Source organism: Pseudomonas asuensis (assembly GCF_014646755.1).
In the GTDB taxonomy this organism is placed as follows: Bacteria; Pseudomonadota; Gammaproteobacteria; order Pseudomonadales; family Pseudomonadaceae; genus Chryseomonas; species Chryseomonas asuensis.
Window position 1 is genome coordinate 77,272 of the sequence record NZ_BMNW01000001.1, and the last position, 20,345, is coordinate 97,616.

The 20,345-nt window shown below is 53.5% G+C and carries 19 protein-coding genes and 1 pseudogene; 7 read left to right on the forward strand and 13 right to left on the reverse strand.

Features of this window, described 5'->3' with window-relative positions:
- Positions 1 to 75: 75 nt before the first annotated feature.
- The 11 genes and pseudogenes from IEX86_RS00400 to IEX86_RS00450 all read right to left on the reverse strand — a co-directional run bounded on the left by IEX86_RS00400 (position 76) and on the right by IEX86_RS00450 (position 10,778).
- Positions 76 to 1,029, reverse strand: coding sequence for a hypothetical protein (locus IEX86_RS00400; RefSeq protein WP_188864102.1), 954 nt, complete (start codon positions 1,027 to 1,029; stop codon positions 76 to 78).
- Positions 1,030 to 1,280: 251 nt separating this feature from the next.
- Positions 1,281 to 1,433: pseudogene (locus IEX86_RS00405) on the reverse strand (Fic family protein); the annotation flags it as partial.
- Positions 1,430 to 2,743, reverse strand: coding sequence for an McrC family protein (locus tag IEX86_RS00410; RefSeq protein ID WP_188864103.1), 1,314 nt, complete (start codon positions 2,741 to 2,743; stop codon positions 1,430 to 1,432). The gene IEX86_RS00410 and the pseudogene IEX86_RS00405, both read right to left, overlap by 4 nt.
- A complete protein-coding gene (locus tag IEX86_RS00415; protein WP_229685235.1) occupies positions 2,740 to 4,812 on the reverse strand; it encodes a DUF8426 domain-containing protein in 2,073 nt (690 codons plus the stop codon). The genes IEX86_RS00410 and IEX86_RS00415 overlap by 4 nt, the downstream gene beginning before the upstream one ends.
- Positions 4,813 to 5,783: 971 nt before the next feature.
- Entirely contained in the window at positions 5,784 to 6,161 is a 378-nt protein-coding gene (locus IEX86_RS00420; RefSeq protein WP_188864104.1) for a hypothetical protein, read from the reverse strand.
- Positions 6,161 to 6,370, reverse strand: coding sequence for a hypothetical protein (locus IEX86_RS00425; RefSeq protein WP_188864105.1), 210 nt, complete (start codon positions 6,368 to 6,370; stop codon positions 6,161 to 6,163). The genes IEX86_RS00420 and IEX86_RS00425 overlap by 1 nt, the downstream gene beginning before the upstream one ends.
- 29 nt (positions 6,371 to 6,399) lie before the next feature.
- Entirely contained in the window at positions 6,400 to 6,597 is a 198-nt protein-coding gene (locus IEX86_RS00430) for a hypothetical protein (protein WP_188864106.1), read from the reverse strand.
- A gap of 328 nt (positions 6,598 to 6,925) precedes the next feature.
- Entirely contained in the window at positions 6,926 to 7,291 is a 366-nt protein-coding gene (locus IEX86_RS00435) for a DUF1475 family protein (protein WP_188864107.1), read from the reverse strand.
- Positions 7,292 to 7,395: 104 nt separating this feature from the next.
- Entirely contained in the window at positions 7,396 to 7,671 is a 276-nt protein-coding gene (locus IEX86_RS00440) for a hypothetical protein (RefSeq protein WP_188864108.1), read from the reverse strand.
- A gap of 256 nt (positions 7,672 to 7,927) precedes the next feature.
- Entirely contained in the window at positions 7,928 to 8,428 is a 501-nt protein-coding gene (locus IEX86_RS00445; protein ID WP_188864109.1) for a UPF0158 family protein, read from the reverse strand.
- A 124-nt stretch (positions 8,429 to 8,552) separates the two neighbouring features.
- Positions 8,553 to 10,778: a beta-glucosidase family protein gene (locus IEX86_RS00450; RefSeq protein WP_188864110.1), complete on the reverse strand. Its 2,226-nt coding sequence runs from the start codon at positions 10,776 to 10,778 to the stop codon at positions 8,553 to 8,555.
- Positions 10,779 to 11,020: 242 nt separating this feature from the next.
- On the opposite strand from IEX86_RS00450, the gene IEX86_RS00455 reads away from it, so the two are divergent.
- The gene (locus IEX86_RS00455) at positions 11,021 to 11,638 is read left to right on the forward strand and encodes a TetR/AcrR family transcriptional regulator (RefSeq protein WP_188864111.1); all 618 of its coding nucleotides are present in this window, start codon (positions 11,021 to 11,023) and stop codon (positions 11,636 to 11,638) included.
- Here the strand turns inward: IEX86_RS00455 and IEX86_RS00460 are convergent.
- Positions 11,625 to 12,854, reverse strand: a complete 1,230-nt coding sequence (locus IEX86_RS00460; protein ID WP_373290385.1) for a GGDEF domain-containing protein — start codon at positions 12,852 to 12,854, stop codon at positions 11,625 to 11,627. The genes IEX86_RS00455 and IEX86_RS00460 overlap by 14 nt on opposite strands.
- Positions 12,855 to 13,876: 1,022 nt before the next feature.
- On the opposite strand from IEX86_RS00460, the gene IEX86_RS00465 reads away from it, so the two are divergent.
- The 6 genes from IEX86_RS00465 (at position 13,877) to IEX86_RS00490 (ending at position 17,741) form a co-directional block, all read left to right on the forward strand.
- The gene (locus tag IEX86_RS00465) at positions 13,877 to 14,170 is read left to right on the forward strand and encodes a metal-sensing transcriptional repressor (RefSeq protein WP_188864113.1); all 294 of its coding nucleotides are present in this window, start codon (positions 13,877 to 13,879) and stop codon (positions 14,168 to 14,170) included.
- 117 nt (positions 14,171 to 14,287) lie between these two features.
- Positions 14,288 to 14,491 carry a cytochrome oxidase putative small subunit CydP gene (gene cydP, locus IEX86_RS00470; RefSeq protein ID WP_188864114.1) on the forward strand — a complete coding sequence of 68 codons (204 nt, stop codon included), beginning with the start codon at positions 14,288 to 14,290 and terminating at the stop codon, positions 14,489 to 14,491.
- Positions 14,488 to 16,092, forward strand: coding sequence for a cytochrome ubiquinol oxidase subunit I (locus IEX86_RS00475; protein WP_188864115.1), 1,605 nt, complete (start codon positions 14,488 to 14,490; stop codon positions 16,090 to 16,092). Before cydP ends, IEX86_RS00475 begins: the two co-directional genes overlap by 4 nt.
- A gap of 10 nt (positions 16,093 to 16,102) precedes the next feature.
- Complete coding sequence (gene cydB, locus IEX86_RS00480) at positions 16,103 to 17,245, forward strand: cytochrome d ubiquinol oxidase subunit II (RefSeq protein ID WP_188864116.1); 1,143 nt, start codon at positions 16,103 to 16,105, stop codon at positions 17,243 to 17,245.
- 92 nt (positions 17,246 to 17,337) lie between these two features.
- Positions 17,338 to 17,448 carry a cytochrome bd-I oxidase subunit CydX gene (cydX, locus tag IEX86_RS00485; RefSeq protein WP_188864117.1) on the forward strand — a complete coding sequence of 37 codons (111 nt, stop codon included), beginning with the start codon at positions 17,338 to 17,340 and terminating at the stop codon, positions 17,446 to 17,448.
- A complete protein-coding gene (locus IEX86_RS00490) occupies positions 17,445 to 17,741 on the forward strand; it encodes a cyd operon YbgE family protein (RefSeq protein ID WP_188864118.1) in 297 nt (98 codons plus the stop codon). The genes cydX and IEX86_RS00490 overlap by 4 nt, the downstream gene beginning before the upstream one ends.
- 249 nt (positions 17,742 to 17,990) lie before the next feature.
- Here the strand turns inward: IEX86_RS00490 and IEX86_RS00495 are convergent, their stop codons facing one another.
- Positions 17,991 to 20,216 carry an ATP-binding protein gene (locus IEX86_RS00495; RefSeq protein ID WP_188864119.1) on the reverse strand — a complete coding sequence of 742 codons (2,226 nt, stop codon included), beginning with the start codon at positions 20,214 to 20,216 and terminating at the stop codon, positions 17,991 to 17,993.
- Positions 20,217 to 20,345: the final 129 nt, after the last annotated feature.

The following is a 20,345-nucleotide window of genomic DNA, read 5'->3' on the forward strand; positions in this document are numbered from 1 at the left end:
GTTTCCGTATGGGCTTTATCGATCTGTTTCTCCAGCGTGTCGGCCAAAGCGCCGTCTAGCCAAGCCCAGTTGCTATCAGAGAATCTCTACACCCTCGCATTTGTAATCACCAATAAAGAGATCCTCCTGCAAGACTTCTCCGTCCAGGTTGAAGCAGAACAGGTAGCTTTGTGTTTTACCACTGATCTCCATGCTTCTTAGGGCAATGCACTCATTAGGATGCCCTGGCAGCAGCTTGAACGAAGAAATGCCACGGTCCTGCAGCCGCTCCCCTACGCTCAGGGTACGAATTGTGCTGAAATCCTCACTGGCAATCACCAGCGTATTAGCACCTCGCTCACGCTCATCCACTGGTTCGTCAAAGGGCTCGGTTGATACCTTGCGTGGGAAAAACAACCATTCGCGTCGATACGGATGCCACTCGGCTGCCTCATGGATCACGTAACCCGCTTCTCCTACACCAAGCGCTTCACGCATGCGCTGGTAGCGGTCATGCCAGTCAAGGCTCGTTACGCCATAGTTGCCGTCCAGTAGTTTGACCCACTCCTCGGCAGGACTCTTACCATGACTGCCTACGATGAGCTGATCACCCCAGAGGGTTGCCCATTCACTCTTGAAACCCTTAAAGCTTTCATCACCGCTACCTGTCATCAAAATCTGCCGGGGTACCAGCTGATTCTGGTTGCGTATCTCGCAGAGCAGGCCGGTACGATCATCAAACGTGACAAGCCGCTTGCCAAACATTACCAACTCGGAAAACTCCGCGCCCCGCCCACCTTCGGCAATCAAACTGATGAGCTGATGCTCCCCGCCCTGCTCGGGAGGAATGCTTTCCAACGTGTAGCGAATCCGCCCCGTATGCCGGTCCTGATAGCGAAACAAACGGTCATAGCGAAGGGTTGACGTCCAGGCGATCTGCCCATCTTCAAGCTCTATTTGCGAGGCGTGGTCTTCATCCGTGATGATGGCCAGCAAGTATTCGCAGGTATCATTTCCATAGCGTTCGATGCGTTGAATGTCTGCGCTCATACCATTAGCCCATTGGGTAAAAAGAATTGGTTTGATTGCATGCTTTTTCCTAGAGCCGGTTTACTGCTAACCAAGACACAGCCGGCTTCCAGGCTTCGCTTGATAGAAACTTAAGCGCCCTTCTCGTCTAAACCGCTTTGCAAACTAATGCTTTAGGTCTCCATAAAGACTCAAGACAGTTAATCAACTTTTCAGAAGCTTCTTCCTGCTTATCTAACGGATACTTGTATTTACGCAAGATACGCTTAACAAGCAGCAATAGTACGGATAAGGTTACCGCGTCGTAACTGAGGCGCGAGCGGCCCGTCTTTAAATGCGGCTAAGCGCCCTACCTGCTCACTGATCTCTGCAACCAGCCCCAGCATAATGGGCGTTAGCGTGAGCGGTAGCTGGTACGCCTTCATGCAGCCCCCTGTTTTAAACCCACCAGGGCAGCGGCTTTAAGAGGCAGTGTTGTCTGCTCGGCACCTACTACGAGCATCAATTCCTCAAGATCGAAGGGAATCACGTTTAACGTCAGGCCAGGCGCGAATTCAAATGGTTTTAACGCCTCCTGGAACACAGCGCGTCGGGGATAGATAAGCGTCAGCTCGCCTTGCCCACCTTCCAAGTATTTATGACCATAGGCGAACAGTTGATAGAAGTCGCTTTGGCTAAGACCGTATTTATCTGACTTAGCGCCGGCGTCCAGACGCTTCCATTTAGTATCCAGCACCCAACGCTGCTTGCCCCCCTCAATCAAGAGATCAGGCTCCAAACGGAACATTCTGCCACCATCGTGACTGCACAAGTAGTGACTAGCAGCTTGAGTACGCAGAGTGGCGTCAGCGGTTATTTGCTTGCGCAGCCAAGCTGCAACATAACGCTCGAACAACTTCTCCATTGGGAAAAGCAGGCTAATACCTCTTGCCTGCCCAGCTACAGCCATCGGCATTTGCTCATTCAAAATGAGTTCGCACCATGGCTTTACAGGCTGGTAGTGCGCCATCAAGCGGTCATTACGCCACTTCTTAAAGTCGAGAGAAACATCCCGGCTGGCGTTAATTTCTTGCAGGAGTCCACGCAACTCATGGGCCAGTCGCCAGTTGCCAGGCTCTTGCGTAGCGGCGCAGACCCGCTCCAGCGCGAGCTTTAACAACCGGTTTTCTGGCCGATCAGGCAAAAACACATCATGACGAATCTGAAAATGATGCTGCCGACTAGGCGGCTGGCGCATCTGCTGCACAACGTTCAGCTGCCCTCTCAGAAAACGCTGTTCCTCTTCAATGCGCTGATAGTCAAAGCGAATCCCACGCTTGATGAGGTGATCCAGCGCTTCCAGAAACTGCCGCATCACCCACTCGCTCAACGGCGCTTCGAACAGTTGCAGATCAGTAGCGCCTACGTTGCGAGTGGGTAAATCGAGCGCCGCCTGAATCATACGGCACAGCAAGGCACGGCTTTGCCGGATACAGTCGCCTTGCTCAAAGTGCTTGGGCAGAATTTCCAGACGCGTACCGCAAGGTGTTTCCAGCACGCCGACATAGTTATCCAGCTTCAGCCATCGTCGATCTTCAACTTCAACCAATGCTGCACCCTTTCGGGTGAAACTCCCATTAAGCGTACATAGCCAGTCAAACGCTGATGCTGAGATATGGGCTCGGTCCAAACTAGGCGACTCGACCTTATCTGTAGTCAGCCGAGCATATTCACGTACCGTGACCGACACACTCACGCTAAGGTCTCTTCAAGCTTTTCGAGAATCCTGATTCCAAGCCTACGAGTATTCAGCTCATGTCCACTGTTGTAATGCAGCGTCAATTGAAGCGATAAGGCTATTTCGCGTAACACGGGTTTAGCTTTAAGCAAGCGGTTACCGTCCTGCCATACTTCAACGGAATTGTTCTCCATTTGCTTGATTGTCCAGCCGTTAAAATCTTTCTGCCGTTTAACAGCAGTGCTTACCGGTGCGGACTGATGATCAATAATGCCTGCAAACGCCTCAATAGACTCAAACGCATCATCATTAATAAGCCAACGCGGGTTTTGCTGCCCTATTTGTATATCTAAGCCAAACAATGTTTCTAAGTTAGTTTCCGGCTGGATTAAAAACCGCTCCGCCAAGGCTTTACGATGATCATTCAGCACCCATTGAATGCGCTGCCAATCCTCAAAGAAATACTCTTGCAATTGAGGCAGCACTTTATTTTTAAGGATAGCTGCCAAGCATTCTAGCGTTGGCTCCTTTTCTAACGGCATAAAGTAGGCATGGCCTAGGCAATGATCACGATTCAGCAATACTTCGATGCGCTGATTCATTACCCGAAGAAGCTGACCAATATTTACTGCAATGCCATCTTGCTCAACATTTACATCATTGAGCAGCTCAGGTTGAGGCGGCATTTCCCTGAATGTGAAGCGGCGTCGCAGGGCAATGTCCAACCCAGCCAATGAGCGGTCTGCCGTATTCATGGTGCCAATTAAATAGACGTTCGAGGGTACGCTGAAAGCCTTCTTAGAATAAGGCAATACAACTTCAAGCGCTTCCTCGGCACCGGCGCGCTTGGAATCCTCAATGAGCGTAATCAGCTCACCAAAAATACGCGAAACATTACCCCGGTTAATTTCATCAATAATAAGTACCTTAGCCTGCTGCTTGGGCGCTGCCTCTGCAGTTAGCAAAGCGGAAACCACTGCGCCTAATAAGCTCTGATATCCATTAACAATATATTTTTCGAGCTCAGCCTCTTCTATCTTTTCGAAGACCTTACCCTGGCGGATGTCCTCAACGCTTAACTGCCCTTTATGGGCATAATCCAATAGCTTTTGAATAATGCTCATTGGCAGTGGCAACACACCACCGCGTGGTTTTTCAAGCTCGACGATATCTTGGGTGATTCGCTTAACGATATAACCCTGATTGAACCGTTGCCCTACAAATAAGCCAGCACGCGCTTCATGCACATCAGACGCTAACAGCTGCTCTAGCTTCTGCATATCAATAGCCGCAGTGCCTAATTCGTAGAGTGTCATCTGGCTGAATTGCACCTTCATCAGGTCATTTAGCTCACGCGAAGGCGAATACGTACGCAACCACTTCACAGGGCGATACTGGCAATAGCCATTCTGGTATTGCTCATGCTGCTTATAGGCATATTCCCCAGTCACTTCACCAATAGCGCGAAAGCGGAAGTTACCGTCGCTCACTACTACCAAATCGCCAGGCTTCATGCGTGTAACAAACGCCGTCACGCTTGTAATGCCGTAATCCGTATTAGGGTTAGCAATAGCATGGCCTTTAGTTACAAAGCGTTCATATACATCGTTACGATTCTTACAGCCGGTAAAGTCCACATCCTCGCCATACCCTAATAGCAGGCAGTTTTCCTCCAGGCATTGTTCGTAAATCAGCGTATTGCTGTTTTGCGTGTTGCCGAGCGACATTTTCCAGATGCGTCGCCCTTTAAGGTTTGTTGGCGCCTCACTCACACGCTCCGTACGCGAGCTGGCCGATAAACAAAGCTCTTTAAATACACCGTCCACCACGTCATAGCTCAGCGCTCCACTCTCGTTCGTGGTGGCACGCAAGCCTTCTACAAAATCCTCATAGCTAAAGCTCTGGTGAAACGTGACAAACCTGACATCGCCCTTTGCTACAAACTCATCAAACCGCGCTTTACGCTCTGCACGTGCCAAGGCCAAGCTTTCTGGTGCAAGAATTTCTAAGGCAGCATCAATGGTTTGATACGTTTTACCTGTACCAGGTGGGCCAAAGAGGATTTGGTTAAGAGGTGCTGTGGGCATTACGGCCTCCTGGCTAGATTGGAGCGTGGTTTCAGGCATTGCTGATATGGCTTCGCCCTCGCGCATAAAACGTAGTTGATAGCGGTAGTCTTCCAGCCGGCTAATAACGGCACGATCACCCGGTTTAACCTTTTCCTTTACAAAGAGGGACCCTAACCGCGCTTGCATCCGGTTGTATTTTTTGAGCAGTTGCGTTTCGACGGTTTCGCCGTTAGGTAGCAATAGCTGAAAGCGTTGCTGCGCCTGTTGGTCCTCTTCCGCCCAGCATTCGACAGGAAAGAGCTTTTGAAGCTTGGGTATCGATAGGTAGCCGTTACGAATGGCACCGTCCGTAAGGGGGATTACAAGCCGATTGTCCATAGTGTCGTAATCATCAGGCCAATAGGGCTTACGATGAGTGAGTGGCTGGATCTGGCTATGTTGGTTAATGGCCTCCACCAACTCATCCACTACCCCCTCATCCAAGGGCTGCCAAACGCCTTCCATGCCTGCACTCTTTAGCGCTACTGTTAGCTGTAGCTTACGAACATCGAGACGGAGCACTATGGTGGTTTGCCAGACGTGAAAGTCTTCCGTACGCCCGGCATGGATAGCGCCGGCGTCGGTAATCCACCAATCAATACCTTGTTGGTGCAGCGCTTGCGCCAGATCGCAAAACGCTTGAACGGCATTGGCGCTTTCAAGGCGGGTACGTAAATCAGTAATCGTCTTAAAGTGTTCAAGCACCTGCGTTTTTTGCTCTATGCGTTGCAAGACGACCTGAGCAGTGTCATAGACTTTATCTGCGTATTCCAATAAGGGAACCTCGCCCCGCCGAGCCAGAAGCGAGCGGTATAGGGCTGTATGCTTTTGTGTACCCTCAGAGCCAAGCGCAGCCTGCAAATACTTGCGCAAAAAAATAGGCAGCACACAAGGCTGCTCGCGGTCTTGATATAAAAAGGCGACCTTCCATTTGAGGATGGGCCACAGGTCTACCCTCTCAATATCATCCAGCCGGCCAGCCTGTGCGGAACGAGCAACTTGTACCACCAGGGTTCGCACCGTGGTGAAGCTTCTGCCGCCTTAGCGCCATACTTGCTATACCAGGCGTACTCGTTATTAGTAATTACGCCAGCCTGCTCGGTAGCCTCTTTGCTCGTATTGGCTCGTGAATAGATGCCAAACTTTAAGGCCGACCCTCCCCAGATCGACCCTAACGATTCCGTATGCTTTTCTAACCAGCGGCAAAAAGAATTATCTATACCAGCTTGGTTGTACTGCTCCAGCGTCATCGAGCCGAGCGATGCCAAGGGCCAGGTTTCCAAGAAGCGAGTCCACAGGGCTTCGCGCTGCTCGATAGGCTCGTGCATTAAACGGCTTCCTTAACTAATGCTTTAGCGTCTTGTAGGTGAAGTTGGCTGGAGATTAGATGGGATAACAGAGAATCGCAAAGCGTGAGGCTGGCTTGTACCTTGGGCTTTTTGATCGTCTCGATGATGTCAGTCGCGGAGGCTTCCTCAAGCTCGGAAGGGTTCAAGCGTTCGCGAGCATTGCTCAAAGTAACTTCCGCCAGACTCATCTGCGCGCCCTCGCCCGCCAGTACTCGCTTTACAGCGCCCCTCTGCCACGACCTTTAGCGAGCACTGCTTCACTAATGAGCTGTTCGCGTATGTGTTGAAAAGCTTCATCGGTTAAGTCGGGAAACTGGCCTTTTAAATGGTCAAACAGCGCTTGGTTACCAATGGATGCGCCATCACTAGGCACGGCGGCCAGTAGCGCAGCCCGTAAAGCCTCTTGGTCAATCATGTACCACTCCTACCACCGGCTGCCCTGGACAACCGGGAGAAACCGTTCTGCCGATAACGGCGTATTAAGTCACTACGAATTTAATTTATTTAGCTAAATAGCAGGCACAACGCTGCCTTGCGTTAACCATGCGAAACGCAGCGGGAAGAAGATAGTGTGGCGCCCTTGCGTTTGACGGGGCGTATTGAAAGCCATCCTTGTTTACCAGTGCCTGCCTTGAACGCGACGTGCATCACAATATAGCCAGGCGCCGGTAAGGGTAAAGCCCGATAGTCGGCAAAGAACACATTGAAACAAGTTGTAGGGAAGCGTACCTGAGTAGCTCCGATTAATAGCGGGACTCGGCTGCTTTAAAATGCCTACCTAAAAGGACCTTTCGCCAATCCCCCTTCTCCCGGATCATTGCTATCACCACGTAGGGCAGCGTAAACAAGGCGCCCGCCATAAGCGCCAGCAAGCCCCATAGCAGGCCAACCTGCCAGGAGCGGGCTCGGTAGAGAAGCCAGAGGGCAATCAGAAAGACGTTGAGGCTCAGGTCTGTGTGGAATTGCGCTCGCCACGGATGAGCAAAGTCGCCTGCAAAGGTATAAAGCCCTGCCAGAAGCCCCATCTCGACAGTACCGCGAAGCGTAATGGCGACCAGTACGAGCCATCCTATTCCAAGCAGCAGCGTTAGCGCCGTTACCTTCTGCATATCACTCCTCACAAAATACCTATATGTAAGAATTGTAGGCAGAAGGCATGGGTTTGCCCGTGCGTTGTTACTTAGCAACGCACGGGCAACCGGTATGAATGTGCTTAGATATCGCTCTGTGCCAATGCGGACTTGGTGTTCGAGTTGATTGCCTGGTATTTCTTGACCGTGCCGTCTTCATCGATCAGGACGCGCAAGCCCTTGGATTGCTCCGAGGCGGCCAGGAAGCCTGAATTGAAATAGGACCAATACAGCATTTCATAGCCTGACTTGCGGATTTTGGATTGCGGCTCGCCAAACATGGCAATGAGCTGTGAGCGGGTCGTCTGGCCCTCGACGATCTGCCCTACCTGTTTCTCGTCGATGTTGCGTCCAGTCATGATGCAACCGCTTGTCAATAACGTGATTAGACTCGCTACTACTAAACCACGCATGCTCTCCATCTCCCAGCTGTACAGATAATGTTCTTGTTATGTTCTGTCCATCCTATCTATCCCATATGACAGTTCAATTAGCTAGATAGCGTCGAAAATTTATTTCAACGGAGCGAGCGGTTCAGGAAATGGGACCAAAGGTGTCTTGCAATTTGGCAGACGGCCAAATCGCTTATTCAGACACCTATATGCCGGGTGAAACCTATCCCTGTACGTTACTTTTGTTCATACGACGCAGGATGCCCTCAGGAATATCTTCTTTTACCTCTGGCTGTGCAGCGTAGTCCTCTGCTACAGGCTCGAGGTCGTGATCATGCAGCCAGATCAGGGCGTACTGGCTGACTTGAGTGGCCTCATAGGCCTCCCAGGCTTTCTGGGCCTTGGGAAAGTTCTTGAGCTCGTAGTCGAAAGTGCGCAGTGGTTTGCGATCGGTCAAGGCGCGGGAGAGCACCGGATGTGCATGTGGGTCATGCAGGTCAAACAGAAAAGCCTCCCGCATGGCCACGCGCTCGGCTATGCCCAGTGGTTCGATGGGCACGTAGCGGTCCTTCTGGGTTTCGATAGCGTGCAGCTCTTCCGCTTCAAAGTCATTCTCGGTCAGATTCAGGAGTTTGCCGGTTTCCAGATCAAGGACGTGATCGTGTTTGCTCTCGCTGGTAAGAACAGATTTGAGTGCTTCGAAATTGATAGTGATCGGTCTCATGGCGGCACTGACTTACTGTGGCTTACTGATATAACTGTGACCCGAGGATGTCCGAAGGGTGCCCGGCTGATTAGGAAGGAATATGGAGGGAAAAAGCCGCAGCAGGTACTGCGGCTTTTTTCTCTTACGGGGCGAGGTACTTCTCGTTGAGACGGACCTGAGCCTTGAGCGGACGCTCCATGGCATTTGCGCCTGCGCTGACGCGGTAGTTACCCGCCTTTATGTGCCAGGCGTTCACTTTCTCATCAAAGCGCGCCACAAGACGAGGATCGACGGTCACAGTGACACGCTTGGTCTTGCCAGGCTTCAGTTCGATACGATCCCAGCCTACCAGACGGCTGGTGAAGCCGTTGTGCTTGGAAGAACTACCAATATAGAACTGCGGTGTATCAATGCCCTTGAGCTGGCCGCGGTTGGTAACATCCATGCCAAGAACCAGCTTGGAGCCACGCAGCTCGGCGCTCAGGTTGCTGTAGCTGAAGGTTGTATAAGACAAGCCATAGCCGAACGGGAACAACGGCTTCTTGCCTTCGCGCTCATACCACTTGTAGCCCACATCGGCCCCTTCGATGTTGTAGTTCTCGGAGAACAGGCCTTTGCGTTTTTCCCCTGGATTGGACGTTGTAGTCGCCGGATCACGCATGTTGGGGCGTGGCAGCTGGGTCTCATCCTGCGGGAAGGTGATCGGCAGGCGGCCGGAGGGATTCACACGACCGAACAGCACGCTGGCAATCGCCTCGCCACCCTTGGAGCCTGAGTACCACGCTTCGACCACCGCAGACACTTTACCCAGCCACGGCATTTTGACCGGACCGCCCGTTTCCAGTACGACAGTAGTCTTGGGATTGGCCTTGGCAACCGCTTCGATGAGCGCGTCCTGATTGTCAGGCAGACTCAAATCTTTTACATCCACGGACTCGGCGGTCCATTGCTGTGCAAAGACGATGACGGCATCGGCGCCCTGGGCCAGTTTAGCCGCCTGTTGAGGGTCTTCCCCGCTATCGAATATTACTTGCGCCTTGGGTGCCTCCGCCTGAATGGCCTTGAGTGGCGAGGATGGGTGATAAACCATATTGGCGATAAAGGCGTTGTCCGGGTATGGAGAAGGCACCTTTACGCTGCCCAGCGGAGTTACCTGACTGGAGCCGCCACCCGAGAGCACCCCGACATCCGCATGGCTGCCGATCACTACGATACGCTTGGCTTTGCTGGACAGCGGCAACTGGTTGTTGGCGTTTTTCAGTAGCACGATCCCCTGCTCGGCTACTGCCTTGGCGACCTGGGCGTGGGCGTCGTAGTCGATGCTGGCTGCCTTGGCGGGATTATCGACAGCGCCTACTGCAAACAGACTGCGCAGGATGCGCTTGACCATGTCATCCAGGCGCTCCTGGGGGACACTTCCTTTCTGTACGGCCCTCTTCAGCGGCTCGCCAAAGAAGACTTTAGGATCAAGGTTTTCGCCTGACTGCTGATCCAAACCGGCTAGAGCGGCTTTTTTTGTCGAGTGGGTTGCGCCCCAGTCAGACATTACCCAACCCTTATACCTCCAATCGCCTTTGAGTACCTGATTGATTAAGAAAGCATTTTGTGAAGCATACTGGCCATTAATGCGGTTATAACCAGTCATCACTGAGCCGGGCTGGCCTTTCTCAATAGCCAGCTCAAAGGCCAGTAGGTCGGACTCTCGGGCAGCACTTCTATTAATGACAGAGCTGACCATCACGCGCCCGGTTTCCTGAGCATTCAAGGCATAATGCTTGATCGTCGAAACCACATGCCTGCTCTGGATACCGGCAATGGAATTGCCCGCCATCTGGCCTGCTAACAGTGGATCTTCACCCAGGTATTCGAAATTACGTCCATTACGTGGCTCGCGGGTCAGGTTCACCCCACCGGCCAGCATCACATTGATCCCCTTGGCATGGGCCTCGGTGCCTACCATCTCACCGCCCTTGCGGGCCAGCTTCGGATCGAAGGTAGCGGCCAACATCATGCTGGACGGCAGCGCGGTCGCGTTGTCACCGGGGCGAATGTCGTAGGGATTGGTCACACCGAGGCTGGCATCACTTTCCTGCAGGGCGGGAATACCTAGACGTGGCACACCCGGAGCATAGGCCGCGGAACCGATGGCACCTTCCGGCTTGGGGCTATCGCCAATCGGATAGCCGAACGGGGTATGCACGAGCGCAATTTTTTCGTCCAGCGTCATGGCGCTCACAACCGCCTCTGCACGGCGGTCCGGTGAGTCGTGTCGGCTTGCCGCCTCGGCAGCCCAGGAGTGACCTGCCGTCAGCAGCGCTGCACTGAGTACCGAGAGAGAGAAACCACTGAGTCCAACTTTTGTTGTCATTATGCGTGTCCTTAAGATCTGACCTGTTCAAGTAGTAGCCTTGAAGCCGTTCGGGAGATGGCGTACGGACTGGATCGTCATCTCTATGCGGGAAACCGGTTGGGTTGATCAGGCAATTTCAAACGGCCATATCGCGAAACGATTTGGACTGGCTGCCTGAAGCCAATCTCCAGCATGCTTAAAGAGTGGACAGGAAACTGATTAGTTTCCAGTTATGTTTATTAATTTTCTAGGAAGGATTAATGACGGAACGTAGAGCCTTGAGCGAGCCAGCCCGCCGGCATCTGGACCGGCTTATCGAAGCGGCATTACAGGTGTGGCTGGAACAGGGCTATCGCGCCAGCATGGATACCATTGCTGATCAGGCAGGCATGTCTAAGCGAACTGTATATGGTGTAGTGCGTTCAAAGGGCGAGCTGTTCGAGGCAGTAATTGACGCCTATATGGGACAGGCGATGGCGTATATCGGAACGCCTGGCGATGACATGGTTGAAGGACTGAGGCGCTATGTGCGTGCGATTGCTGACGTATCGCTTGGCGATATCCCGGTGGGCTTGTTCCGGCTCGTACTGGCCGAGGCCAAAGCGTTCCCCGAAATAGCACGCTTGTATGAGGAACGTGGCGCCTATAAAGCTGTAGAGTTATTAGCTGGGTGGATAGAACAGCAGTGTCAGGCTGGACGCCTGAATGTCCCGGATGCAAGAGAGGCATCGGCTATGCTGTTCGGGATGGTCATTCCAGGGCCACAACGAAGGGCAGCCCTGGGCGCAGCGCCCTCGCCGACATCTGAGGAGTTGGGCCGGCTTGTCGATCATGCCGTCCAGCTTTTCTTACGTGGCGCAGAGGTCAGGCCCGCCTGACACGTGATGCAGACTGCGCACTCTGCCCATAAGGCATGACATTGTTACGGCCGGCGCCCTTGGCTTTATACAGTGCCTGATCCGCACACTTGATGACTTCTTCAGGGATACGTGCGACAACACCCCGCTCGGCTACGCCCATGCTCACGGTGATAAAAGCCGTCGTGGCTTCTCCCGAACCACGTCGCCCCCTACCCGTTTCATCGTCCTTGGGGCGGCTTTGCTTATCGCGAATACGTAAGGGGTATTCCTCGATACTACGCCGTACGGCTTCCAGATGTGGCAGACATTCTTCCAGCGTCTTGCCTGGAAACAGTAACGTAAATTCTTCACCGCCATATCGATAGGCGCTGCCACCGCCACCCACCTTGCGCATCTTGCTGGCAACGAGCTTGAGTACTTGATCGCCCACATCATGGCCATGGGTATCGTTGAATTTCTTGAAGTGATCCACGTCGGCCATGGCAATGACGTACCGGCTACCCAGGCGGCTCAAGCGTTCATTGAGCGCACGGCGCCCTGGAATACCGGTCAGCTCGTCACGAAAGGCCATATAGAAGGTTTCATGAATAACAGATCCGATAATGATCAGTTGAACAACGCTGACCATCACATCAAGGATATGAGGTTGGATAAAAATCTTGGACCACATCCACATCAGACAGCCAATCGCTACGATAGGCGCTGCCGTTTGGGGGCGCGGCAATAGCACGTAACGCGTGATGACAAGTCCAAGGCCCACTATAAAGGTGAAGTACGCCAGCTGCGCCAGCTTCATCCAATCGCCATGTAGCATAGGCCAGTAGGTTGTATCAACGGCATGCAGCATCGCTTCAGGGTAAATACGTCCCAACGCCAGCGGGACGACTGTAGCCACGATCATCAGTGTCAACCGGGCAATGCTGTCTTGCAGGAGGTGCGCCTTGACCTGCCACACGTAATACGTGCCTAGCAGCAGTGGCGTCATGATTGTGGCAAGGTGAAAAACCAGGGGCGTCTCAGGGTTGAGCGTATGGGTCTGCTGGAAATGACTGACCTGCAGCGATAATGAAAAGTGTGCCATGTAGAGCGTGACAAGAGAAAACAGCTGGCTCTGACGCTGGTAGACCACACATAAGGCCCCACCTAGCAGTACCAGAAGCGTAGGCAGCACACTAAACAGCGATGCCATGAACGCTGTGCCCGGCCAGTACAGACTCAGCAGCCACCCTACCATCGCCAGAAGCAGGGAGGGCGCAAAATGAATCGGGCTTTGTAAGAAGCGGTTCCGCACAAGAGAATCCTGATAACTACGTTCACTGTCAGGCAGTGAAACAAATCGGATAATAGGTACTGCTCTATCTTGGCAGCGCGCCACGTCAGGGACACGGCCTGGTTTGCATCCTGCACTGCCAATAGCCGCTCTACCAAGCGACATGATAGCTATTTAATATCAATCATGCGTACGGAGCATACACCTTGACGCCAATAATCTGTAATCGTCATCCCTGTAACGGCCGCCTCGCTTAGAACCTTAGACCTTAATTGAATCGGCATGAATAAACCGGCGTAAGTGTCCGTTACATAAAAAGAAATGACTCTCCAAAGTAAGGTATCTCGCATACAGACGGAGTTATGTCCAGGCGTAAGCAAAGCCTCTTTCTGATACTACTCAGATAAAAGGTATAGGCTTTTTTGAGTAAATAGCTGAACGGGGTTCTCTTCCAGCAGCTTCCTTCTTTCAATCAAAGCGTTCGGCCAGTAGCAGGAAAATATTGATTGGCAGTAGCGCTAGACGCTCTTGTAATCGCCAGCCCAGAGAAGTAATCGATGTGGCGATAGGGCTCTGTACTCTTACGAACCAATCCGTCTGCTTTGGCTACAGGTAGCCATCACAATCAACTGACGTTACGCAGATTGTATGTTTTTAGGAAACATCTCGATTCTGGCTCTGGATTGATTTGAGTCAATCCAGAGCCAGTTAGCGTCTTGCTTGGGAAAAGCCGCCCCTCGTCACCTGCTAGGCTACATCAGGACGGGCTACGGGGTGCGCTCTAGTCCCAATTATACGGCTAGAACTCAGGTTTCTAGGGACAAACGCTAGAGCACTGCTGCCTGCCAAGTACTTTGGCGCTCTTCTATTTATAAGCAAAACATGCCTTTAAGCAGTAGCCATGATCTTGATTAATTTTTGCCGCCTCGCTTTATGGCATAGCCATTTGAACAGCAGGCCTCGTTACGTTTGCTATTGAGCGTTTCATGAAATCGAATCCTTCTGCGAATGACGATGTACTCGAACAACCCACCACCCAAGAAATCATGCTCAAGCGGCTGGCCCGTATCGAAGGCCAGATTCGAGGTCTTCAAGCCATGGTCCGACGTGGCGAGCGCTTCGAAGCCGTTGCCCAACAGTTTTCAGCATCACGCAGTGCGTTGGAAAAGGCATACCGCCTGATGTTAACAGCGCTGATTGAGGAAACCCTGACCGATCCGGATCAGAACAATGCCGAAGCATTGGCCAAGGTTCGCGAGGTTTTTATCCGTTACACCTGACCCCTGCGGCAAACTGCCACCGCTCAGGTAGGGCATCTCCTCTGATTTCATTGCGCCAGATCAATAGATAGCACCCTGCCATCGTCTCTAATGCCGATACTCCATGGAGTATCGACTATGAACTCGCCCTTCAGCTTTCTTAAACACCGCCTGGCCAAGGAGATCGCTTTGATTCTCCTGATCAAGCTGACCCTGCTCATGGGCATCAAGGCCCTCTGGTTCGACGCGCCCACCGTTCCTAAAGACGGCACCGTGGAAATGAGCCAGCGCCTTCTGGGCGCCACCCCTGCTTCGCTTAAACTTGAGGAGACACCGAGATGATCTCGGAAGAAGTCGTCGACCTGTCACGCCTGCAGTTTGCCATGACTGCGTTGTACCACTTTATTTTCATTCCGCTGACGCTAGGCTTGGCCTTTCTGCTGGCCATCATGGAAACGGTCTACGTCATGACCGGCCAGCAGGTCTATAAGGACATGACTAAATTCTGGGGCAAGCTTTTCGGTATCAACTTTGCCCTGGGCGTTACCACCGGCCTGACCATGGAGTTCCAGTTTGGTACCAACTGGGCTTACTACTCACATTACGTGGGCGATATCTTCGGTGCGCCGCTGGCGATCGAAGGGCTTATGGCGTTCTTCCTCGAATCGACCTTTATTGGTTTGTTCTTTTTTGGCTGGGAGCGTCTGACCAAAAAACAGCATCTGGCGGTAACCTGGCTGGTAGCCCTGGGTTCCAACATGTCTGCGCTGTGGATCCTGATTGCCAATGGTTGGATGCAAAACCCTGTGGGTGCCGAATTCAACTTCGAAACCATGCGCATGGAGCTGACTGACTTTGGCGCCCTGCTGCTGAACCCAGTCGCTCAGGTCAAGTTTGTGCACACTGTAGCAGCGGGCTATGTCACCGGATCGGTATTCGTCCTGGCCATCTCCAGCTATTACCTGCTGAAGAAGCGTGACGTAGGCTTTGCCCGTCGCTCCTTTGCCATTGCCTCTGCCTTTGGTCTGGCTTCGGTGCTGTCTGTGATCGTACTCGGTGACGAATCCGGCTACGAGGTCGGTGATGTGCAGAAAGCCAAGCTGGCTGCTATCGAAGCCGAATGGCACACCGAAGAAGCGCCAGCGTCCTTTACCCTGTTCGGCTTCCCCAACCAGGAAACCATGCGTACCGACTACGCGGTAAAGATTCCCTTTGTAATGGGCATCATCGCGACTCGCTCGTTAGACAAGCAGGTGATCGGCATCCATGACTTGATCGACCAGCATGAAGGCCGTATTCGCAACGGCATGGTGGCCTACAGCCTGCTGGAAAAGCTGCGCGGCGGTGAGAAAACACCAGAGAATATTGCAGCCTTTAATGATGTGAAGAAAGACTTGGGCTACGGCTTGCTGCTGAAGAAGTACAGCCCTGACGTGGTTTCGGCGACCGATGTCCAGATCAAGGAAGCTGCCAAGAGCACCATTCCACATGTGGCGCCCATTTTCTGGAGCTTCCGCATCATGGTTGCTTCCGGCGTGATCATGCTGATCCTGTTCGCCTGCGCCTTTTATGCCGTGGCGCGTCGCAACGAGCACCGCAAGACTTGGCTACTCAAGTTCGCCCTGTTCAGCCTGCCCCTGCCATGGATCGCTGGCCAGACTGGCTGGATTGTAGCTGAGAGCGGACGTCAGCCCTGGTCGATTGGTGAGATGCTGCCGACGCACCTGTCTGCCTCCAGTATTTCTACCGGTGATGTCTGGGGTTCGTTGATTGCCCTGATCGTCTTCTACAGCGGCCTGCTGGTGATCGAGATGTACCTGATGATCCGCTTCGCCCGCCTGGGTCCATCCAGCCTGCACACCGGTCGCTACCACTTCGAGAAAGAGACGAAGACCGAGCTGCCGGTCGTACCAGACACCGCGACTCCAATCATTACTGCCTGAGAACACCCTTATGTTCGATTACGAGAGTCTTAAACTGATCTGGTGGGTACTGGTGGGGGTATTGCTCATCGGCTTTGCCCTGACCGATGGCTTTGACCTGGGTGCTGCAATCCTGATGCCCATCGTAGGCCGTACCGATAACGAACGGCGCGTGGTGATCAACACCATTGCGCCTCACTGGGACGGTAACCAGGTATGGCTGATTACGGCGGGCGGCGCGATGTTTGCCGCCTGGCCAATGGTCTACGCCGCAGCGTTCTCTGGTTTCTACTGGGCCATGCTGGCAGTCCTGTTCGCCCTCTTCGTCCGTCCTGTGGGGTTCGACTACCGCAGCAAACTGGAAAATACCCAATGGCGCAAAGCCTGGGACTGGGGCCTGTTTGCAGGTGCTGTGGTACCTTCTGTAGTCTTTGGTGTGGCATTTGGCAACCTGCTGCAAGGTGTACCGCTGGAGCTGGATAACACGCTACGCGCCTCTTATCACGGTAGCTTCTGGCAATTATTGAATCCCTTCGGCCTACTGGCTGGCCTTGTCAGCTTTTCCATGCTGGCTTTGCATGGCGGTACCTGGCTCATGATGCGTACCGAAGGCGCCATCAGCCAGCGCGCTCGCCGCGCTTCGCAAATGCTGGCCCTGGCCTTTCTGGTCACTTTTATTGGCGCTGGCGTATGGCTATGGATGGGCAGCATCAACGGCTTTGCCCTGTTATCCAGCTTTGATGCCAACGCTGCGCTGAACCCGCTGACCAAGGAAGTGGCCCAGACCAACGTCGGCTGGATGGCCAACTACGTCCAATATCCGATGACTAAGCTGGCCCCGGTCATCGGCATCGTGGGTGGGCTGATGGCCCTGCTCTCCTCGACCTCCGGCCGTAGCTGGGTTGCGTTTCTCGGCTCTAGTCTCGCCATCGTGGGCACCCTGTGTACGGCTGGCTTTGCCCTCTTCCCCTTTATCATGCCATCAAGCTTTGATCCGGCCGCCAGCCTGACAATGTGGGATGCCGTATCCAGCCAAAAAACCCTGGGCATCATGCTGGTCGCAGCCTGCATCTTTGTACCGCTCATCCTGACCTACACCCTGTGGGGCTACGTGAAGATGTGGGGCAAGGTGACCACTACCCACATCAACGATAACCCGCATGGCCTTTATTGATTCAGCCGCTTAGTAACGTATTGGCCAGGCGATAGGACACTTTGCTACAGCCTGGCCAGGCAAGACCTCAAACCTATTCAGGAGTCATCAGCATGTGGTATTTCACCTGGGTTCTCGGTATCGCACTGGCGTGCGGCTTTGGCGTCATGAATGCGCTATGGCTTGAGGCCACTGAAAACCTCGACGAGGAGATCAAGCCATGATCACTCACGCCCGCCCGGTGCTGCTGCACGGGGGGTTTAGGGCATTGTCCCTGTTACTGGCCTCTCCGCTGTGCCTGTTGCTGCTCATCTACCCCACTGCGTTTCTGAATGCCGAGGGCCATTACAGCCACAGCATGCTCATGCTGGTGATGTGGGGCGTAGCGGGCGGCTTTGTGCACGGCGTAGGGTTCGACCCTCAAGCGAGGGTCTGGAAGTGGGCCTTTGGCCCGTTGTTAGCCTGGACGCTTATGGCGCTGGGCTACGCCCTGCTGCTACAGGCCCGAATGGGTTGACGTATGAGATGCCAGCCTGATTGATGGCTGGCATCCTGTGGTCAGGTTGTCGTAAGCGAGTCGGCTAGATGCCGTGATGCAATCTCCAACAGCTCTGCTAGCTACCTACTGATGCGGTTCTTGCACTCCAGCGGGGTATCGCGTTGCTCAACCACCCTAATTGCTCTCCATTACACTCTGCTCAGCAGGTTGGATACAGCCCGGCGATATCCAACATCCGTCCTGGACGGGTAATGCTTAATGCACCACTCAAGCGGCAGAGCGGTCGAGTTCATCTCTCAGGGTTTGCGCCAGGGTCTTCAAGTCGTAAGGCTTGGAAAGCACCTTGAAGCCATAATCCTTCACCGCATGCTCGGTATAACCGGTAGCCAATACAATCGGCAGGCCTGGATCGCGCTGACGCAGGGCCAACGCCAGCCCAACTCCGTCCAGACGGCCAGGCATGATGATGTCGGAAAAAATGATATTGGGCCGGATGCTGGTCGAGCCGGACAGCATCTCCTCGTACCGCTGCAAGGCTTCATCCGCATTAGAGGCGGTGATCACATCGAACCCCAGCTCTTCCAGCATTGGGCCAACGACTTCCCTCACCTGCTCGTCATCATCCACTAACAGTACTCGGGCGGACGCAGCCGGCACTACTGTGTCGGAAGCAGTCTCCTGATGCTCGATCAGCGCAGCCTCATCCATAGGCAGCATGATTGTAAGAGTAGTGCCCACACCCACCGTGCTTTCGATAAGCACCGTACCCCGTGCCTGCCTGGCGAAGCCATAGACTTGGGCAAGTCCAAGCCCTGTGCCTTGCCCTACCTCCTTTGTTGTGAAGAATGGCTCCATAGCCTTGGCTTGTACCTCTTCGCTCATGCCATGCCCGTTATCCTTCACGCAGAGCGCAATGTACTCCCCACGCGCCAGCCCCTCTATTTCCCCAGTCTGGATCATCCTACGCGACAGCGAGACGGTAATTTCATCACCTTCAGGCATGGCATCACGGGAATTGAAGACCATGTTCAATACAGCCAGCTCGCACTGGAGAGGGTCGATGAAGACTGACCAGGACTGATCAGGTATCTCAAGCGTAAGTGTTATACGGCTGGGCAAGGCACCGTCCAGTAAGTCCTCGATGCCAGTCATGACAGTACGCAAATCCACCGTACGGGCCTCATCGACCCGGCTACGACTGAACGCCATGAGCTGGCGAGTCAGCTTGGTGCCTCGCTCGACAGAACGGCTACACGCTTCGATTGCCTTTTTCGCACGAGGCGTCGTGGCCGACATTTCGGCCAGCTCCAAGCCCATAGTCAGGGTTTGCAAAAGGTTATTGAAATCATGGGCAATGCCACCGGTAAGACGCCCCAGAGACTCAAGCTTCTGCCCCTGCAACAACGCCTTTTGCGAGCGCTCGGCCTGGGCAACCGCCTCCTCCACACGCTGGGCCATCTTGGCATTGGCACTTTGTATTTCTTCACTCGCCTTTGCCAGCACACAGGCAGTGTTGTCAGTTTCAACCATTCCGGTCGCAATCGGTTTGATCACTTCACCACGGCCTAAGGCCTGGGCCGTCTGCTCCAGGAGGCGGAGCGGCTGTGCAATCCGGCGCCCCATCCAGAAGGCTAACAAGATGGCGCAGCCTAAAAGAATAAGCGACCCAACAATAACAGCGATGGAGGCATGGATAGCGGCGCGCTGGATCTCCGCTCGCGGGAGACCAATCACTACCGACCATCCCGATAAAGGTGCCTTGCTGAAAAAGGAGCGCATCGGCACGCCTTCCAACGATACCGAATCGAGAAATCCTTCGTTATCCACCGTCAGCTGATCCAACAGTGGCCCTGCCGCCTGCCTGCCCACAAACTCCTGCGGTCGGATATTTCGAGTGACAACCTGAGCGCTAGAATCCATTACGACGCCCAACCAGCCAAGAGGCAACTGCTGCTCGCTGAGCACTGCATCCATTTGAGAGGCGAACGAGCCCATCGCAATGAAATAGGTAAGCTCTCCATTACGAAACACAGGCCGCCGGACAGCAAAGCTGTACTCCTTTGCTACAGGCGCAACATACAAGTCACTCACAATGAGAGGCTTATTGAAATCGGCAGCACTGACCTCAGTGTGAATACCATGAGGCAGATCCGCACCAAAAGGCCGGCGGGTATTGATGAGCTGCTGCCCATCCAGATCAAACAGGATGATGGAGTTTTCCCTGGTCTGCGTAATCCGCCGGGCGTGGTTATAGAACGCTTCCAGGTCGTTACGCTCAAGAGAAGGAGAGATGGCCAAGGTGGAGATGATTGCATCACGCCTGAGCAGGTCCCTATCAATGGCCAGAGAGAGCGCCCGGGTCGTAGCCCGCATACTTTCCTCTACTCTGCTCCTTTGATCCTGGTAGACGTAATAGATAGCAAATGCAGAGGCCAACAGTGCCGGAGCCAAAATAGCTATTACTAGCGTAATAAGCTTGCTACGGATCGACATACTGCTGCGACCTTACTCAAAGGTGATCATGACTGGAAGCTTAGGCTCGTTTAAAGGATTTGCCTATCACCAACCAGACGTCTTATGGGTATTTGTGACGTTTAAGCAGCCCAGGCCAACTCATACAAC

Bases quoted from the DNA above. Each gene is read 5' to 3' on its own strand.
- IEX86_RS00400 (WP_188864102.1), bottom strand. From the start codon at position 1,029: ATGAGCGCAGACATTCAACGCATCGAACGCTATGGAAATGATACCTGC.
- IEX86_RS00415 (WP_229685235.1), bottom strand. From the start codon at position 4,812: ATGCCCACAGCACCTCTTAACCAAATCCTCTTTGGCCCACCTGGTACA.
- IEX86_RS00420 (WP_188864104.1), bottom strand. From the start codon at position 6,161: ATGCACGAGCCTATCGAGCAGCGCGAAGCCCTGTGGACTCGCTTCTTG.
- IEX86_RS00425 (WP_188864105.1), bottom strand. From the start codon at position 6,370: ATGAGTCTGGCGGAAGTTACTTTGAGCAATGCTCGCGAACGCTTGAAC.
- IEX86_RS00430 (WP_188864106.1), bottom strand. From the start codon at position 6,597: ATGATTGACCAAGAGGCTTTACGGGCTGCGCTACTGGCCGCCGTGCCT.
- IEX86_RS00435 (WP_188864107.1), bottom strand. From the start codon at position 7,291: ATGCAGAAGGTAACGGCGCTAACGCTGCTGCTTGGAATAGGATGGCTC.
- IEX86_RS00440 (WP_188864108.1), bottom strand. From the start codon at position 7,671: ATGACTGGACGCAACATCGACGAGAAACAGGTAGGGCAGATCGTCGAG.
- IEX86_RS00445 (WP_188864109.1), bottom strand. From the start codon at position 8,428: ATGAGACCGATCACTATCAATTTCGAAGCACTCAAATCTGTTCTTACC.
- IEX86_RS00450 (WP_188864110.1), bottom strand. From the start codon at position 10,778: ATGACAACAAAAGTTGGACTCAGTGGTTTCTCTCTCTCGGTACTCAGT.
- IEX86_RS00455 (WP_188864111.1), top strand. From the start codon at position 11,021: ATGACGGAACGTAGAGCCTTGAGCGAGCCAGCCCGCCGGCATCTGGAC.
- IEX86_RS00460 (WP_373290385.1), bottom strand. From the start codon at position 12,854: ATGGTAGGGTGGCTGCTGAGTCTGTACTGGCCGGGCACAGCGTTCATG.
- IEX86_RS00465 (WP_188864113.1), top strand. From the start codon at position 13,877: ATGAAATCGAATCCTTCTGCGAATGACGATGTACTCGAACAACCCACC.
- cydP (WP_188864114.1), top strand. From the start codon at position 14,288: ATGAACTCGCCCTTCAGCTTTCTTAAACACCGCCTGGCCAAGGAGATC.
- IEX86_RS00475 (WP_188864115.1), top strand. From the start codon at position 14,488: ATGATCTCGGAAGAAGTCGTCGACCTGTCACGCCTGCAGTTTGCCATG.
- cydB (WP_188864116.1), top strand. From the start codon at position 16,103: ATGTTCGATTACGAGAGTCTTAAACTGATCTGGTGGGTACTGGTGGGG.
- cydX (WP_188864117.1), top strand. From the start codon at position 17,338: ATGTGGTATTTCACCTGGGTTCTCGGTATCGCACTGGCGTGCGGCTTT.
- IEX86_RS00490 (WP_188864118.1), top strand. From the start codon at position 17,445: ATGATCACTCACGCCCGCCCGGTGCTGCTGCACGGGGGGTTTAGGGCA.
- IEX86_RS00495 (WP_188864119.1), bottom strand. From the start codon at position 20,216: ATGTCGATCCGTAGCAAGCTTATTACGCTAGTAATAGCTATTTTGGCT.